This window comes from Protofrankia sp. CiP3, assembly GCF_917627345.1.
Taxonomy (GTDB): domain Bacteria; phylum Actinomycetota; class Actinomycetes; order Frankiales; family Frankiaceae; genus Protofrankia.
Genome location: NZ_CAKJTM010000048.1, coordinates 1 through 16,478, shown reverse-complemented (window position 1 = coordinate 16,478; position 16,478 = coordinate 1). Strand labels below are relative to the sequence as shown.

The 16,478-nt window shown below is 66.1% G+C and carries 10 protein-coding genes; 7 read left to right on the top strand and 3 right to left on the bottom strand.

Annotation, left to right across the window (positions count from 1 at the left end; all coding sequences use genetic code 11):
- The first annotated feature begins 11 nt into the window (after nt 1–11).
- Nucleotides 12–2,282 carry an MMPL family transporter gene (locus MJ797_RS16325; RefSeq protein WP_239335736.1) on the top strand — a complete coding sequence of 757 codons (2,271 nt, stop codon included), beginning with the start codon at nt 12–14 and terminating at the stop codon, nt 2,280–2,282.
- 664 nt (nt 2,283–2,946) lie between these two features.
- Here the strand turns inward: MJ797_RS16325 and MJ797_RS16320 are convergent.
- A complete protein-coding gene (locus tag MJ797_RS16320; RefSeq protein ID WP_239313715.1) occupies nt 2,947–3,666 on the bottom strand; it encodes a hypothetical protein in 720 nt (239 codons plus the stop codon).
- Nucleotides 3,667–4,547: 881 nt separating this feature from the next.
- On the opposite strand from MJ797_RS16320, the gene MJ797_RS16315 reads away from it, so the two are divergent.
- Complete coding sequence (locus MJ797_RS16315) at nt 4,548–4,982, top strand: CBS domain-containing protein (protein WP_239313717.1); 435 nt, start codon at nt 4,548–4,550, stop codon at nt 4,980–4,982.
- Nucleotides 4,983–5,267: 285 nt separating this feature from the next.
- On the opposite strand, the gene dapF is transcribed toward MJ797_RS16315, so the two are convergent.
- Nucleotides 5,268–6,257, bottom strand: coding sequence for a diaminopimelate epimerase (dapF, locus tag MJ797_RS16310; protein WP_239335734.1), 990 nt, complete (start codon nt 6,255–6,257; stop codon nt 5,268–5,270).
- Between the two features lie 240 nt (nt 6,258–6,497).
- Between dapF and MJ797_RS16305 the strand changes: the two genes are divergently transcribed.
- Entirely contained in the window at nt 6,498–7,889 is a 1,392-nt protein-coding gene (locus MJ797_RS16305) for an FAD-binding oxidoreductase (RefSeq protein WP_239335732.1), read from the top strand.
- 132 nt (nt 7,890–8,021) lie between these two features.
- On the opposite strand, the gene MJ797_RS16300 is transcribed toward MJ797_RS16305, so the two are convergent.
- On the bottom strand, nt 8,022–8,654 hold the full coding sequence (locus MJ797_RS16300) for an FMN-dependent NADH-azoreductase (RefSeq protein WP_239335729.1): 633 nt from the start codon (nt 8,652–8,654) through the stop codon (nt 8,022–8,024).
- 119 nt (nt 8,655–8,773) lie between these two features.
- Here MJ797_RS16300 and MJ797_RS16295 point away from each other — a divergent pair, with 119 nt between their 5' ends.
- From MJ797_RS16295 to MJ797_RS16280, 4 genes are all read left to right on the top strand, one after another.
- Nucleotides 8,774–9,313 (top strand): MarR family winged helix-turn-helix transcriptional regulator, encoded by a 540-nt coding sequence (locus MJ797_RS16295; protein WP_239311918.1) that lies wholly within the window; start codon nt 8,774–8,776, stop codon nt 9,311–9,313.
- A 120-nt stretch (nt 9,314–9,433) separates the two neighbouring features.
- A complete protein-coding gene (locus tag MJ797_RS16290) occupies nt 9,434–10,096 on the top strand; it encodes a cysteine hydrolase family protein (RefSeq protein WP_374582378.1) in 663 nt (220 codons plus the stop codon).
- 615 nt (nt 10,097–10,711) lie between these two features.
- Nucleotides 10,712–14,545 carry a SpoIIE family protein phosphatase gene (locus tag MJ797_RS16285; RefSeq protein WP_239335726.1) on the top strand — a complete coding sequence of 1,278 codons (3,834 nt, stop codon included), beginning with the start codon at nt 10,712–10,714 and terminating at the stop codon, nt 14,543–14,545.
- A gap of 27 nt (nt 14,546–14,572) precedes the next feature.
- Nucleotides 14,573–14,911: a type II toxin-antitoxin system RelE/ParE family toxin gene (locus MJ797_RS16280; protein WP_239335724.1), complete on the top strand. Its 339-nt coding sequence runs from the start codon at nt 14,573–14,575 to the stop codon at nt 14,909–14,911.
- The last annotated feature ends 1,567 nt before the right edge of the window (nt 14,912–16,478 follow it).

The following is a 16,478-nucleotide window of genomic DNA, read 5'->3' as shown; positions in this document are numbered from 1 at the left end:
GGGGGAAACCCGTGGCATCGCTCGCGCGTTGGTGCTTCCGTCACCGCTGGATCGTCCTACTGTTGTGGTTCGCCGCCCTGCTCGGCTTCGGCGGGGCCGCCTACGCTGTCGGCACCGACTACAAGAACAACTTCTCGCTCCCCGGAACCGAGTCACAGCAGGCTATCGACCTGCTCAAACACGAGTTCCCCGCAGCATCCGGAGAGACCGCCAGCATCGTGCTGCACGCCCGCTCCGGCACCCTCTACAACCCCGTGCTCGAGGCGGACGCCACCGTGATGCTCCAGCGGGTCGCCAGCCTCCCGCACGTCGTCGACGTGACGAGCCCGTTCGAGCCGCGGGGCGCGGAGCAGTTCACCAGGAGCGGAACAACGGCATTCGCCACGGTCGCGCTGGATGATCAGGCGGTTGACATCCCCCGCGACGACCTCAAAGCGATCATAGACACCGCCCGCGAGGCCGATGGCGGGGCACTCCAGGTGGAGCTGTCCGGCAGCGCGGTGTCCATTGTGGAGCAGCCCCAGCAGAACACGAGCGAGCTCCTCGGTGTCGTAGCTGCCGCGATCATCCTGTTCATCGCCTTCGGGACCCTGCTGGCGATGACGCTGCCCCTGGTAGCCGCAGTCATCGCCCTCGGCGTCGGGATGGCCTGCATCGGTCTGGTGTCACATGTGATGTCCATCGCCCAGTTCGGACCGACGCTGGCAACCCTCATCGGCCTGGGCGTGGGTATCGACTACGCTCTGTTCATCGTCAACCGGCACCGGATCGGCCTGCGAGCGGGCAAGACGCCGGAGGAAGCAGCCGTCACGGCCATCAACACATCCGGGCGGGCCGTCCTGTTCGCGGGGCTCACCGTGTGTATCGCCCTGCTCGGTATGTACGCCCTCGGCGTGACGTTCCTCTACGGCGTCGCGGTCTCCGCGGCCCTCACCGTGTCGTTGACCATGGCGACCGCGGTGACCCTGCTGCCAGCGCTTCTCAGCTTCTACGGCATGAAGGTGCTCGGGCGGGCCGAGCGCGTCAAGCTCACCCACAAAGGCCCGGAACCCGCGCGCCCGTCCGGATTCTGGTGGCGCTCGGCGCGTCGGATCGAACGGCGGCCGGCTATGTACGCGGCGGTGTCCGCCACCCTGATCCTGATTACCGCGCTGCCCTTCTTCGCCCTGCGGCTCGGTAGCGGGGACGAGGGCAACGGCTCGCCGTCAAGGACTTCCCGGCGCGCATATGATCTTCTTGTCAGTGGGTTCGGGCCCGGTTTCAACGGCCCGTTCACCCTGGTCGCCGCGATCCGTTCCCCCGCTGACACGGAGACTCTCGACACGGTGGTGACCGCGCTGCGCGCCGAGCCCGGGGTCGCGTTCGTCACGCCACCGCGGTCCAGCCCGAACGGACAGGCCTCGACAGTGGCGCTGTTCCCAACGACCAGCCCGCAGGACGCGCGGACGGCGGCCCTGCTCAAGCGCCTGCGCAACACGATCATCCCGCGGGTGACCGCGGGCAGCGCTCTGGACGTCAAGGTGGGTGGCGCGACCGCGACCTACCAGGATTTCTCCGACGTCCTGACGAGCAAGCTCCCGCTTTTCATCGGCGTGGTCGTGGCGCTGGCGTTCAGTCTGCTCGTAGCGGTGTTCCGCAGTGTCATCGTCCCGCTCACCGCATCCGTGATGAACCTGCTGGCCGTCGGTTCGGCGTTCGGCGTGATTGTCGCGATCTTCCAGTGGGGATGGCTGGCGGGCATTGTCGGCGTCAAGGGCGGTCCGATAGAACCGTTCCTGCCGGTGATGCTGTTCGCGATTCTCTTCGGCCTGTCCATGGACTACGAGGTCTTCCTGGTGAGCCGGATGCACGAGGAGTGGCTGGTCCGCCGGGACAACCGGATCGCGGTCTCACTCGGCCAGGCCGAAACCGGCCGGGTGATCACGGCCGCGGGCGCAATCATGACCTTGGTCTTCGCCTCCTTCACGCTCGCGGACGACCGAGTGATCAAACTGTTCGGCCTGGGACTCGCGGTCGCCGTCCTGATCGACGCCTTCGTCGTCCGCGCCCTGCTGGTGCCGGCACTCATGCACCTGTTCGGGCCGGCAAACTGGTGGCTGCCCCGCTGGCTTGATCATCTGCTGCCAAGCGTATCGGTAGAGGCACCCGAGGAAATCGAGGAGATCCGCAACAGGCCAGTGCCCGCCGAAGTCATCACCCCGGCGGACGAAGACGGCGTCGCAGATCAGGCAACCGTCTCCACCCGCCTGCCACCGACCTGGCGAGCCGACAACCACGCCTGAAAGCGGCAATCGCACCTGAAAACCCAGTGCGACCGGCCATAGGGGACGCGGCGCCGCGGGGCTGGGGCACGCACCTCGCCGCATCGCTCCCCCATCCATCGCCGCGCGATGCATGGGTACCCGGCTCGCCGGTCGCCACCCCAAGGACCAAGGTGACTCCCGGTGACTCTCTGCGCCGCCTTGCGACGCACGCACCCCAGCCCCGCTCCTTGATCCGCGCCCCTCGTGCCGGGCGTTCTTATTTCTGGATCTTCAGCCCAGGGACTGCCAGCCGATTGCGCGGCACGGGGGCACCCCGCGGCGGCGCGGAATGCCCCCGTGCTGACGGTCCGAGGAGACTCCTCGGACCGCCCGGTCACACCAGGTCTCGCGCCCGGCAGAAGCGGTAGTTCCGCGTAGGCCACGCGCTACCCATCACCTTCGGCATCTTCGGCGCAAACACGACCAGGGCGCCGCCAGCCGGCATGAGCCGCATCGGCGCGAAGTTCGCCTGGCCGCGGACCGTGGTGGACAAAGCAGTTACCCCTCTCCGTTGGCCACCCTCCTGACAGGCACCTTACAGATACCATCCGCATCGATATAGCTACTCTAAGTAATCGGAGTGTCGCGACAGCCTCGATCGCACGAGCGCTGGAGGCGCGCCCGGGAAGCATCGTCCAGCGGTTCAGGCCAACAGCTCGAGGTCGACCACGGTGACGAGGCCAGCGGCCAGCACCCATTCGCCGAGGCGGACGATGTAGTCCGGCAGCCGCCGTGCGGCCGGGCCAGGCTCATCGCGAAGCAGCCCCGGGACCCCCTGTCCGGAGAGGTTGCTGCGGACGGTGGCGAGCCGCGAGCGGACGTAGTTGTCGTCGCGGTTGACCCGACGGGCGATCTCCCGGTATGTGGCGAACGGCGCATGGTTATCACCCGTGCGTAACCGTGGTTCACACAGCGCTACCAACAACAGACGTTCAGTCTGGGTCAACCGAACAATAAGCTGCACTGTGTCCTGCTCGCGGGCTACCGGCTGGCGGCGGTAGTGCACCACACCGATCCCGTGCCGCTCACCATCCGTGCCGACCGCGACGATCTGGAACTCGGCGAGACCCGCTGAGACCGCCGTCGCCGGGGACAGGATGCGATGCGTGTCCCCGTCCGCGGTCAACACCAGGAGCGGATGACGGCCGGTGTTGCTGATGACGATCGCGCCTTCACTTTCGGCCAGCGTTCCAGCACGGCGGGACACCAGGAGATCCTGCGGATCAGCCCCGAAGGGAATGTCGCAGCCGGCGCGGCCGAACGTCAATCGCCGCCCAGCCCCGAGCGCCCACCGCCGCCCACTGGCAGTGATCCTTGCGACGACGACCAGCGGTGCCGCATCCGGTACCCCTCTTGCGACCATGCGCTCCCGTCGCCCCTCTCATCCCAACCACCCGATGAGCCTAACTGTGAACAGACCCGCCGGCTGTCATCTACAGGTCACGATCTCCGCGTGAATCCGCAGGTCAAGAAGGCTGAGCAGCCTGAGCAGGCTGCCTTCCACGGGGGAGCACCCCTGCTCCGGTGCGGGGGCGCTCTGTTCGGGCGGACGCGGGCACGGCAACATCTGTTTTGCGCCCACCGGCAGAGCACGACCGGATGCCGCGGGCGCACCTCGGCTGGGGGGCCGAGGTGGGGGTGGCACTGGGGGGAGAAGAAATAGCCGGAAACCGGCGGGCTGGCGACGGAGGGGGTCGCCAGCCCGCCGGTACGCCGCCCGGTGCTCCAGAGCGTCTCATCACCAGCAGACAGGGCTGTTGTGATCACCACAACCCCTGTTCGCCATGATCCGGGCAGCGATCGCGATCAGCGCGGTACTGCGGGCACGCCCAAGGCGGCCGGGATCTTCACGCATCCTGATTCCACACCCGGTTCAAGGCACTTATGTCGTTTCACCCGTTCTATACCATGAGGCCCCTCATGTCCGTGGTGCCGCGCGCATGTCATGCCGTTCACCACAACCCGCGTCGCCACCATAGTCGGGCCGGGGCAGTCACGGAGTGCCCACGTGACCGGGTGGACCGCCGACGGTGAAGGCATCCCAGCCGAGAAGGCCTGTTCGTCCGCGGCATGCGGCTGCGGATGCGGGGTAGGCACCCGGGGGTGTGTGTCCCGAAAACCAGCTGCCCGGCTCGCGTGGTCACGGCCCCGAACAGCCCGGAGCGCTCGAGGTGGTCGGCGACACAGCGCATGCGATCGATCGTTCCGGGCCGGCAGGTCTGATCAGCAGGAGAGGGGATCCGCATGACCACCGCACATCAGATCATGCATCGGGATGCCGAATGCATCGGCGAAACCGAGACTCTCGTGGATGCCGCCCGCAAGATGCGGGACCTCGGCGTGGGTTCGCTGCCGATCTGCGGCGAGGACAACAAACTCCATGGAATCATCACCGACCGCGACATCGTGATCAGATGTCTTGCCGAGGGAAAGGACCCCACATCAACACGGGCCCGGGACCTGGGGCAGGGCCGACCGTTTTATATCGACGCGGAGGCAGACCTTGACGAGGTCATGCGCCGGATGATGGAGCATCGGGTCAAGCGTCTTCCCGTGATCGAGAACAACCAGCTGATAGGCATGATCAGCGAAGCCGACCTGGCGAAGAACCTGCCCGAGGAGAAACTGGGGCAACTCGTGGAGGCCATCAAGTCCGGTCCCGCCGATCGCATCGCTTGACGCGGCTGGTTCACGCCTCCTGATCTCAGCATCTTATATCATAAGAATAATTCTTTGTGATATAGGATGGCCGCGTTTCAGGAAACATGGCATTTCAGGACACATGACGGCCATCGCGTGATTCTGCCTCGGGAGCCGTGGAAAACGCCTGACGAGAAAAAGCACGCGATGGCCGCGGGCCCCGCGGCGGGCGTCGCCGAGATCAGCTGAGATCCTCGCTGGCCTCCTGTTGGCGTGGGCTCATCGCGCCACAAACACGATCGGCGATGAATCAGCGACAGGCTCTCAAACGGGAACGCCGCCATCGCGAATCACTCTCAGATTGTCCTCGTAAAACAGCTCGTAGGCTGCGATCTCGTCGGTCAGCAGCTCAACGTCGAGCTCTCCGTGATCGCCACGGCGTAGCCGCTCCACGTCGACGACCGCACGGTAGACAAAGGTCGCGTTGCCCTCCAGCCGCGGAATCCGAGAACCATCCGGGGATGGCGTGACCAGACATCTCGCGCTGCCACCCAGGTTACGGACCACGACCGCTTCGTCCGCGGCGGCGTGCCCAAGCCTGGAATACACCAGGCGCGACGCCACCACCCCGGAGCCACATGAAGGAGTCAGCCCGGCCCCCCGCTCAAAGGTACGGACGAAGATCTCCCGCGGCGCCGGGAGCCGGCGCACGAACGACACGTTGGCACCGGCCGGGAGAATCTCCGGTAGTTGCGCCGCCACGCCGCCCACGGCCACCAGCTCACCCTCGTCATACTCATCGACAATCGCGACGAGATGCGAGTTCGGCACGGCGACACCGGTGAATCGCAGGGATGGGTGCAACGCCGGGAGCGCCGTGTCGACGTGCTCAGCGGTCCGGCTCACGATCGGGACGTCAGCCGCGCGAAACGTCACCGGCGGCAGCTCGATGGCCACGGCCGGAACACCGGGAGCCAGCGCCGCGATCCGTTCGGCCCGGAACCGGCCGCCGCCCGTCAAGATGTCCTGCCCCTCGGCCCCTCGGCGTTCGAGGACGAGCCTGCCGACACACCGCAGGCCGTTACCGCACAACTTGGCCGGCGTTCCGTCCGGATTGAAAAAGAATGCTTCGGGTACTTTCCGTGCATCGTCCACGAAATAGATCCCGTCGCTCCCCAGCGGACCCCGCCGGTCACAGACGAGCCGAACAAATCCGACGAGTTCGGCAACCGTCGCGAAAAGCTCGTCGGGCCGGCCGTCCACGATGAGTATGTCGTTGCTTGAGCCATGGGCCTTCAGTAGTTCGAACTTCATGCCAGCCCTCCTGCCTCGATGTATGGCTCAGTGTAGTGAGACGTAACGCAACAACCCGGAACGGGGTAATCGGCGCGCCGCCCCGCTCCTCGGGCAGCGCGGAGCGGCGCCACAACCGGAACAACACAACAAACCGGAACGGCGCCACAACCGGAACGGGACCGTTCGCGGGACAAGCCCCAACGGGGCCGGCACGGGCTCCGCTGCCGGCGGCTGGCATACTGCCAGCGGATGGCACGCATGCGAACCAACGAGGACGCGACGGCCAGGGCACTTGAAGCGGTGCTGCCCGAAGGTACGGCAATCACCGATCCGGATCTTCTCGTCTCCTATCGTCATGATCAGGCGACCGGGGCGGACGCCGGGCAGCCGGCTGTCGCAGTCTTCCCGCGTACCACCGAACAGGTCCAGGCGGTCATGCGGATCGCGCACTCCCGCCAGGTACCGGTGGTCCCCCGTGGCGCCGGCTCCGGGCTTTCCGGCGGAGCCAACGCGACCGACGGCTGCATCGTCTTGTGTCTCGACCGCATGGACAGGATCCGCGAGATGCGCCCCGCCGACGGATACGCGGTCGCCGAACCCGGAGTGATCAACCAACGGCTCCGCGACGAAGCCAGCACGCATGGTCTGCTGTACGCGCCCGACCCGGCTTCACGGGAGTGGTGCACGATCGGCGGCAATATCGCCACGAACGCCGGTGGCCTGTGTTGCGTGAAGTACGGCGCCACCCGCGACGCCGTGCTCGGCCTCGAAGTCGTACTGGCTGACGGGCGCGTCACCAGCATCGGGCGTCGCGGCATCAAGGGGGTGGCCGGCTACGATCTGGTCGGGCTGTTCGTCGGCAGCGAGGGCACGCTCGGCGTCGTCACCCAGGCCAGGCTGCGGCTGCGTCCACTACCACCACCGCCGACCACCGCCGTCGCACTGTTCCCCGACCTCGTCAGCGCCGGCCGAGCGGTCGAGGCCATCATGCTGACGACCACGCCATCGCTGCTGGAGCTTATGGACGCGACGACGTTGGCAGCAGTCGAACGCTTCCAGCCGATGGGGCTGGACACCTCGGCGGCTGCGCTGCTCATCGCGCAGAGCGACTTGCCGGGTCATGCCGGTGAGCGCGAAGCCGACGCCATCCTCAGCGCCTACGATGCCGCTGGTGCCACTGAAAGCTACCGTTCGCAGGACGCCGAGCAGGCCGACGCGTTGCTCGCCGCTCGTCGGCTCGCCTTCCCCGCGCTCGAGCGGCTAGGCGCCTGGCTGCTCGACGACATCGCGGTGCCACGCTCGCGCCTCACCAAGACGATCAGCGGTATCGAACGGATCGCCGCTGCCCGCGAGGTCGTCATCGGTACGTTCGGCCATGCCGGGGACGGAAACCTCCACCCGACGATCGTGTACCCGCACGACGATCCCGATGCCGCCCACCGTGCGTTCGCGGCGTTCGACGACCTGCTCCGGCTGGCGCTGCGAGCCGATGGGACGGTCACCGGCGAACACGGCGTCGGTCTGATCAAACGCCATGTCCTCGCCGACGAGCTGGACCTCGTCGCCCAGTCACTGCACGACAGCGTGAAACACGCGCTCGATCCGAGCGGGATTCTCAACCCGGGCAAGGCGCTGCCGTTGCGCCGGTAGTCCCGTTGCCCAGCGGCTCAGTGACCCGGCCGCGGGGCTACCGGCACACGCACGATCCCAGCCGAGCTCCCACCCCCCAGCGCACCGGCCGGGGCCGGTGGCATCTCTCGCGGGGTCGCCAGCGCAGACCGGTCAGGCTGCCGCGCGGGCCAGCGCGGCCTTTTCGGCGGCTTCCCGTGACTGCGTGGCGAGCGGGACGAGGTCAGCCATGGCCGGGTTGACCGCCGCTCTCGTCAGTTCCACGTGGATGAAGCTGATGTCGGTCGCACCGAGCGCCCCGAAAATATGCCGGAGGTAGGGCTCCTGGTAGTCCTTGCCCTCCTGGGGAGTGCCCGGCCCGTACGCTCCGCCGCGGGCGGTGATGACCGTGACAGGCTTGCCGGTGAGGGTACCGGGGCCGCCCGTCATGCTGACTGTGCGCCCAACCACGATGACGCCGTCGATCCATGCCTTGAGGGTCGATGTGATCGACCAGTTGTACATCGGGACGGACACGACCAGGTTGTCGGCCGCCTCGAGCTCACCGATGAGCTCCTCACGGGCCTGCCAGGCCGCGGCCTGCTCCGCCGTCCGCGCCTCGTCCGGCGTCATCGAAGCGGACACGGCATCCCAGCTGAGGTGGGGAGGCGGAGTGATAGACAGATCACGGTGAATGATGGTGCCACCCGGGTGGCTGTCGGCCCAGGCAGCGGCGAACTGGCCGGCGACGGCCCGGGATGCCGAGCCCGGGCTCACGCTTGAGTCGATGTGCAGAAGCGTGGACACATGATCTCCTTGTCAGGGCGGATAAATGCGCCGCCAAACCATAGCAATACATAATTATCTGTGTTGACACGCATCGTACAGGAAGACCGTCTCAGACCGCGAACAGTAGGATCGGACGAGTGGAGTACGCAGATGCGCAGGCTGGAGCGACGGAGCCTGCGGTCACACTGCCGGAAGAGCTTCACAAGGACCTCGGCTGGCTGCTAGGCCAGGCTCTGCACGGGTTCCTGCTGGCGGCGCAGACCGCGGTCGGGGAGTTTCCCGGCGGGCTACGGGGGTTCCAGGTACTCTCGGCCACTGCCGGCGGGTGCGAGCGCAACCAGCTTGAGGTCGCCCGCCGCCTCGGTGTCGACCGCTCCGTCATGGTTCGCCTGGTCGACGACCTCGAACGCGGCACACTGGTCAGACGCTGCCCCGATCCAGCCGACCGACGGGCCCGCATAGTTCGCCCGACCGAGGCCGGCCTCGCCCGGCTCCGCGATGTGACCGCGCGCCTGCGCCTGGCCGAGCAGCAGCTCCTGGCACCGTTGACCGCCCAGGAGCAGATCAGTTTTTCCGACGCGCTGCGACGCGTGGTCGCGGGCGTCCTCAGCGCGGGCGTGCCGCCGGTACCAGATCCGGTAGCCGCCCAGGGGCCATGCCCCGGGGCAACTGCCTGACCAGTATCCCCAGCCCCGCGGTGCCGCGGCTCCTCACGCGCCGCGGCACCTGTTGCCAGTCGCTCTGAAACAGCCAGCCAAGACGGTAGTGTGAGATAAGAGACATTATCCGCTGCCGCCATGGGAGACGGGATGAGCCTGAACCCGATCGAAACCGCTGTGCTTCTCATCGAGTTCCAGAACGACTTCACGACCGACGGCGGCGCGCTGCACAGCGCGGTGGCGGATGTGATGAAACGGACCGGCATGCTCGACAACGCGGTCGCCGCCGCCGAACAGGCCCGGCAGACAGGTGCCACGATCATCCATGCGCCGATCTCGTTCGCCAAGGGCTATGGCGAGATTAGCCCGAAGCCCTACGGCATCCTCGCCGGGGTGGTGGCGAGCAACGCCTTCGTCAAGGACTCGTGGGGCGCCCGGATCGTCGCGGGCCTCACGCCCGCCGCAGGTGACATCATCGTCGAGGGCAAGCGCGGCCTGGACACGTTCATGAGTACGAACCTCGACTTCATCCTGCGGAGCAGAGGAATCAGAAATGTCGCGCTTGGGGGCTTCCTGACCAACTGTTGTGTGGAGTCCACGATGCGGACCGCGTACGAGAAGGGTTTCAACGTCTTCACGCTCACCGACTGCGTCGCGGCGACCTCCCAGGAAGAGCATGACAACGCCATCGCCAATGATTTTCCGATGTTCTCGCATCCGGTTGTATCCAAGGAATTCATCGCCTCGCTCGGCGCCAGGGGCGAAACGGCCACCGACACCAGCCGGGGCTGCCCGACCTGAACCGCACAGCCGGGCCGCTCACGCTCCGGATACGGTCCCGGCTCGGCGTCGGGTGCCCGTTCCCGTGGTGGCCACCGGCCACACACCCGCGGATATGATTGCCCAGTACCTCCGAGGATGGCATATTCAGCCCGGCAACGGCATATTCAGGTGGTATATCAGGTGACACACAGGTGGATGAATCGCGGAACGGAGGAAGGACGCATCGGCGGTAACGGGCGTCACCCCACACGGCGACGAGGCGAGCTGTCGCCTGGGTGTCACGAGCCGGGCGACAGCTCGCCTCGGTCGGCTCCCACGGGTTTCTATCGGGGCCGCGCGGGTATCTCCTCGGTCTTTACCGAAGGGCTTGAAGCGGTCCGGCCCGGCCACGGGTCGGATGCGGGGGTCATGGTGCCGTCAGAGCAGGGATCGGCCACCGGAACATAGGTGGACCGTGACCGCCGAAGCCGAGCGTCTGGCCGGTCAGGCGTAATCCGGGAGGATCCGAACATCATTGTCGAGCGTTCCACCGGTACAGGTCCCGTCAACCCGTATTCGGTAAGCACGGAACACGAGCGCAGCCGGACCGCCGTTACCCGGACGGGGACGGCGCTCCCGACGGAATTGGCACAGATGTTCGATGCGGGCGGTGCCACCGGGGCGCTGATGCGTGACCTGGACTGGGCCGCGACACCGATCGGTTCCCCGTGGGCCTGGCCACCGAGCCTGCGGACAGCCATCGGCATCTGCCTGTCATCCCGGTTCCCCATGGTGATCTTCTGGGGACCGCAGCTGGTGAAGATTTACAACGATGCCTACCTGTCGATGCTCGGTGCCAAACATCCGGCCGCGATGGGCCGTCCAGCCGAGGCTGTGTGGACGGAGATATGGGACGCGGTAGGCCCCATGTTGACCGCGGTGCTGGCTGGGGAGGGAGCTTCCCTCTACCAGGACGAAATGCTTCCCATGAACCGGCACGGATATCGGGAAGAATGCTATTTCACCTTCTCCAACAGCCCGCTGCGGGACGAATCCGGTCGAATCGGCGGTATATTCAGCGCGTGTACGGAGACGACCGCGCAGGTGGTCGGCGCGCGTCGGCTGCGGACACTGCGCTCCCTGGCGTCCGGTACGAACGGGGCATGGACCACCCCGGAAGTTCTGGAACGGGCGGCAACGGTGCTCGGCGAGGCCTGGGCCGATGTCCCGTTCGCGCTGCTCTATCTGGCTGATGTTCCGGCCCATCCGGCTGATGCTCCGGCTGGCGGCTGGGCTGAACCCGGCCCCGAGCTCACCCTCCGCCTCATAGCCGGAGCAGGCACGGACGACATCAAGGCGGCTGGTACGGCATTGGCCACCAAAGCACGTACCGCGTTCGACAGGGACGAACCAGCCCTTATCGACGGATTGACAGTACCCTTGTCACGGCTCGGTGTCGCCCACCAGGCGCTCATCGTGCCGTTACAGGCTATCGGCGCGCGCGGAGTTCTCGTCGCGGGAGTGAGCCCCCAGCGCCCGTGGGACGATGACTACCGTAGTTTCTTCACCCTCGCCGCCGATCAGATCACCAGTTCGATGTCGAACGCGGCCGCATACACGGCAGAACGCGATCGCGCGATTGCCCTGGATGAACTCATCGCGGCGAAGACGACTTTCTTCGCCAACATCAGCCATGAATTCCGCACACCGCTGACGCTGTTGCTGGGCCCGGCGCAGGACGCCCTCGTGGACAAGAGGTTCCCACTCACGGGCATACAGCGCGAACGGGTCGAACTGATCCGCCGCAATGCGCTACGGCTGCTCCGGCTCGTCAACAACCTGCTGGACTTCGCCCGGATCGAGGCCGGCCGCCTGGAGCCCCAGTATGAGCCCGTTGATCTGGCGGGCCACACGGCGGAGCTGGTGAGCATGTTCCAAGCCGCGGCGGAGAGGGCCGGGCTCACCCTGACGATGGACTGCCCGCCGTTACCCGAGCCGATATGGATCGACCGTGACCAATGGGACAAAATCGTCATCAACCTCCTGTCAAACGCCATCAAATTCACTCTGCACGGCGGCATCACCGTCTCGGTAGCGGCGGTGCGTGAAGGCTCGGCCAGCTGGGCCGAACTGACGGTCACCGATACCGGCATCGGCATTGACCCGGCCGAGCAGGACCGGCTGTTCGAGCGGTTCCGCCGTGTCCCGCATGCCGGCGGACGCTCGCACGAAGGAGCCGGCATCGGGCTCGCGCTGGTCGCCGAACTCACTGCCCTGCAGGGCGGCACGGTGACCGTCTCGAGCGCGCTGGGAACGGGTAGCACCTTCACCGTCCGGCTGCCGTTCGGTCATACCCACCTCCCCACCGACAGGGTCATCCCCACCGAACCGGCTGAACGGGCGCCCACGCACCCCGCTGCCCTCACCGGGTCTGTCGATGGGCTCCTCGCCGAGGCGATGCGGTGGTCCAACCGGCCGCAGCCCGGCGTCGTCGACGTCGCTAGCAGCACCGGCGACAACACGGGTGCGGCGGAAGAAAAGGATCGGTCCGCTCGCCCCGCTGCCGCGCACCCGCGCCCGGCCAGCGCTACCTGCCAGGCGCGGGTGCTGGTCGTGGACGACAACGCGGACATGCGCGACTACCTCATCACGCTGTTGTCCAGCGACTATGACGTGACGGCCGCCGCCAACGGGACGGCGGCGCTCCAGCAGATCCGGGACACGCCACCAGACCTGGTACTCACCGACATGATGATGCCGGGAGTGGATGGCTTCGCGCTGCTCGCGGCCATCCGCGCGGACGCTTCAACGGCGCATCTGCCGATAGTCGTGCTGTCGGCACGCGCGGGGGAAGACGCCGCGGTCACCGGGCTGGAGGCAGGGGCGGATGACTACCTGACCAAACCGTTCTCGGTCGCGGAACTGCGAGCACGGGTGCGGGCGAACCTGGAGCTGGAGCGGGCCCGGCAGGTGAGCGCGCACTACCTGCACCTTCTCGACGATTTCCCGCTGCTGATCTGGCGGTCCGGCACCGACGGCGGATGCGACTACTTCAACAACACCTGGCTTTCGTTCACCGGCCGCACGGTTCAGCAGGAGCTGGGATACGGCTGGGCCGAAGGCGTACACCCGGCGGATCTCGACCGTTGCGTCGCGCTCTACCGCGAGGCCTTCAACGACCGGAAGCCGTTTGAAACGGAGTACCGGCTGCGTCATGCGGACGGCGGTTACCGGTGGATACTCGATGTCGGCCGCCCCATCTTCGACCTGGCGGGCCGATTCACCGGTTACATCGGCTCCTGCCTGGACCTCACCGAACGGCGACGAGCCGAGGAAGCGGTGCGGACGGCGGCGGTGATCGAACAGTCGGCTGCCCGCGAGCACCGGATCGCCGCCGAACTCCAGCGGAGCCTTCTCCCCGCGACATCCTTCGTCCACGGCGCGCTGCGGACCGCTGTGTACTACCGCGCCGAAGGCGAGACCGAGGTCGGCGGGGACTGGTACGACGTGATCGAGCTCGGCGCCGGCCGGATCGCGCTCGTGATCGGCGACGTGATGGGCCGTGGCGTGCGTGCCGCGGCCGTCATGGGACAGCTGCGCGCGGCGGTACGTGCCTACGCCCGCCTCGACCTGGCCCCAGCGGACGTGCTTGAGCTGCTCGACGGCGTCGTCCGCGACCTGACCCAGGATTCGATCGTGACCTGTGTCTACGCCGTGTACGACCCGCTCAAGCACTCTCTGGCCTTCGCCAGCGCGGGGCATCTCCCCCCGCTGCTCGTCGACCCGGCAGGGACCGTTCGCCCGCTGACCGCGGGATCGGGGCCACCGTTGGGTGCCGACCTGCCGGAATTCACCGAACAGCGGGTCGCCCTCCCCCCAGGCGCCATGCTGGCTCTCTACACCGACGGGCTGGTCGAGCAGCGCGGCCGTGACATCGACGCCGGCATCGACAAACTCCGCGAGCACCTGGCCGGCTCCCGCGACATCCCGCTGGACGCGCTGCCAGATCGCCTCGTCGACCGGATGCTCCCCGGCGCCCAGGACGACGACATCGCGCTGCTGCTCGTCCAGGCGTCGCCATCGCCATTACCGTCGGTGAATGGCGGCCAGCCCATGCTGCACATGGAGATCAGCGGCAGCGTCCAGAGCGTGCGGGACGCCCGCCAGGCCGCCGCCGCGGCGCTGGCGTCGTGGCGGATCCCACCCAAACGTGCCGCTGACGTCGTTCTTGCCGTCAGTGAACTCGTCACCAACGCCGTCCTGTACGGGGAAGCGCCCATGGACCTGCGGTTACGGCCAGCCGGGCACGAGTTGATACTCGACGTCCGCGACGCCGCGAGCACCTTGCCACAGCGGCTGCGAGCGACCGCGGACGACGAACACGGCCGCGGCGTCCACCTCGTCTCACTGATCGCGGATCGCTGGGGAGCGCGCAACACCGACGACGGTAAATCCGTCTGGTGCACCTTCACGATCAACCAGTCATAAAACCGTCATCGGCGCCCGGCAGCGGCTATGACTGCCTACGAAGGTACGGTTCTCCGCCGCCTTATACCCCACCGATGTGGTAGTCGAATTGCCTCGGCATCCAAGGAACCCGGAACGATTCAGTCCCAGCTCCTCGCCGAAACGATCACAAGCACTAGCGACGGCGGGCAGGAAGACAGACGCCAGACAACCGACACCTTGATCACCGCCCTCCGCAGAGCCGACAAGGCCCTGCGCTTCGATCTCGACGGAATCTGGTCAGCCCGACGAGGCACCTACCGCGTCCTCTACCGCGTCAACGAAGACAAACGCGAAGTCGTCATCCTCCGGATCGAACACCGCCGAGATGCCTACCGGCCGCTGTGACCTTGTAGGCGCCGGCAGCAGACCAAAACCGTCCGCCTGTCCGCCTCAACCGAACAAATTCATCCGTGGCGACCCGAGCAGCGCAACAGGCGCGCCAGCCCTGGCAGACCTGCGCCGCATCACAATCGACGCCCGACTGCCGAGATCTCCTCAGTCGCCCCTTGGCCCCATGCCACGTAGACTAAGTTGATCAATCTGGGGTGATGGGTTTCGGGATTGTGGCGTGGCGCGGCGGCTGGATGACACCTGGCGTTGGGCTGGCGCAAGCCGGTAGAAGTGTTCAACGATCTGCTGGAAAGGCATGTGTCGCCTTGACCGCTTGATTCCGCCATCAAACCCGTCAAACGCCGTCGTCGCCGTCGTCGCCGTCGACCCGCCAGCGGTCCGGGTCAACCGTGTCCCCCGCGCCGAATACGTATACGTCGCGGTCCCATCGGAGGTCAGCCGGTTCCGCTCATCGAACGTCGCCGCAGTGCCGCCCACCGCAGTGCGGTTCCCCGCACCATCCCAGCCATAGCTCGTGGCGCTTCAGCGTCGCGATGACCCTTTGAACCCACCATCTGTAATGAAGTAACAAGTTCATCCTCGGGAGCGTCTTCACAGGTCACAAGCCTACAGAAGGCTCAAAATGAACAGGTTATTTCATTCCGGCTACTTATGGCCTATTTTTCTAATCAGTTCATCGGTCCAGATCATCAAAATATTTAAGAACAGCACGCAGCAACTCCAGGTTAATCTCCCTCGATGTCGGCAACATGAAATTCGCCCCCGTATCCGTAAGACGGACTTCGCACACTACCTCCCGCGGAACCCCTGACACCAGATTTCGACATTCAATATACTCATCCTCTTCATGAATGCTAATAAATAAAGAAATTCGGTAGCTATCACCGCCGATCATAACATCTGTCACCGCGCCAAAAACCCTTCAAATGTCAATCTTCCACCTCGCATGCTCCAACGCGCCCCCCATCCACTTCGATCCCAAAATTCACGCAAACTTCCTCCATAGTGATTAGAAGCAGGTTCTATGTTTTCAATTGCTTCCGGGTTCCGGAGTAGATCCATTACCATCCTATTGCCCATCATTGTACGCTCCGCGTCGGATGCGAGCCCCGGAAAGATGCTCGAATGCACCGCCCCGCGAGAAGAATCTGCGTGTTTCTGAAGCGAGCGACCAGCGTTACTCTGACCGCGGATAATCTTTCCATCCGCATCAACTCTAGCCTTTCCATAGGGGGCCGATGCTGCATCATATAGCTGATCGACCGAATATTTATCAATGTCGCCGTCGTCGTTGGGGTTGGTGGGTGAGTCGGGGGAGGTCGGTGGAGCGGGCGGCTTCCCGCCGCCGGGTGGACGGCCCTTGCCACCGGCGGCAGCAGGATCAGGATCGGGCTCGTCCGGCACACAGGTAGCCGCCAACGGCAACGAACCCTCCGCCAACCCACAACCACCATCCGTCCCCTGCCCAGACGCCCCATCCCCCGACGGCAACGAATCCGCACACGTCCCCGGCACACACTCCTGTGGCACATACTGCTCACCCGCAGCCGACCAACCATCC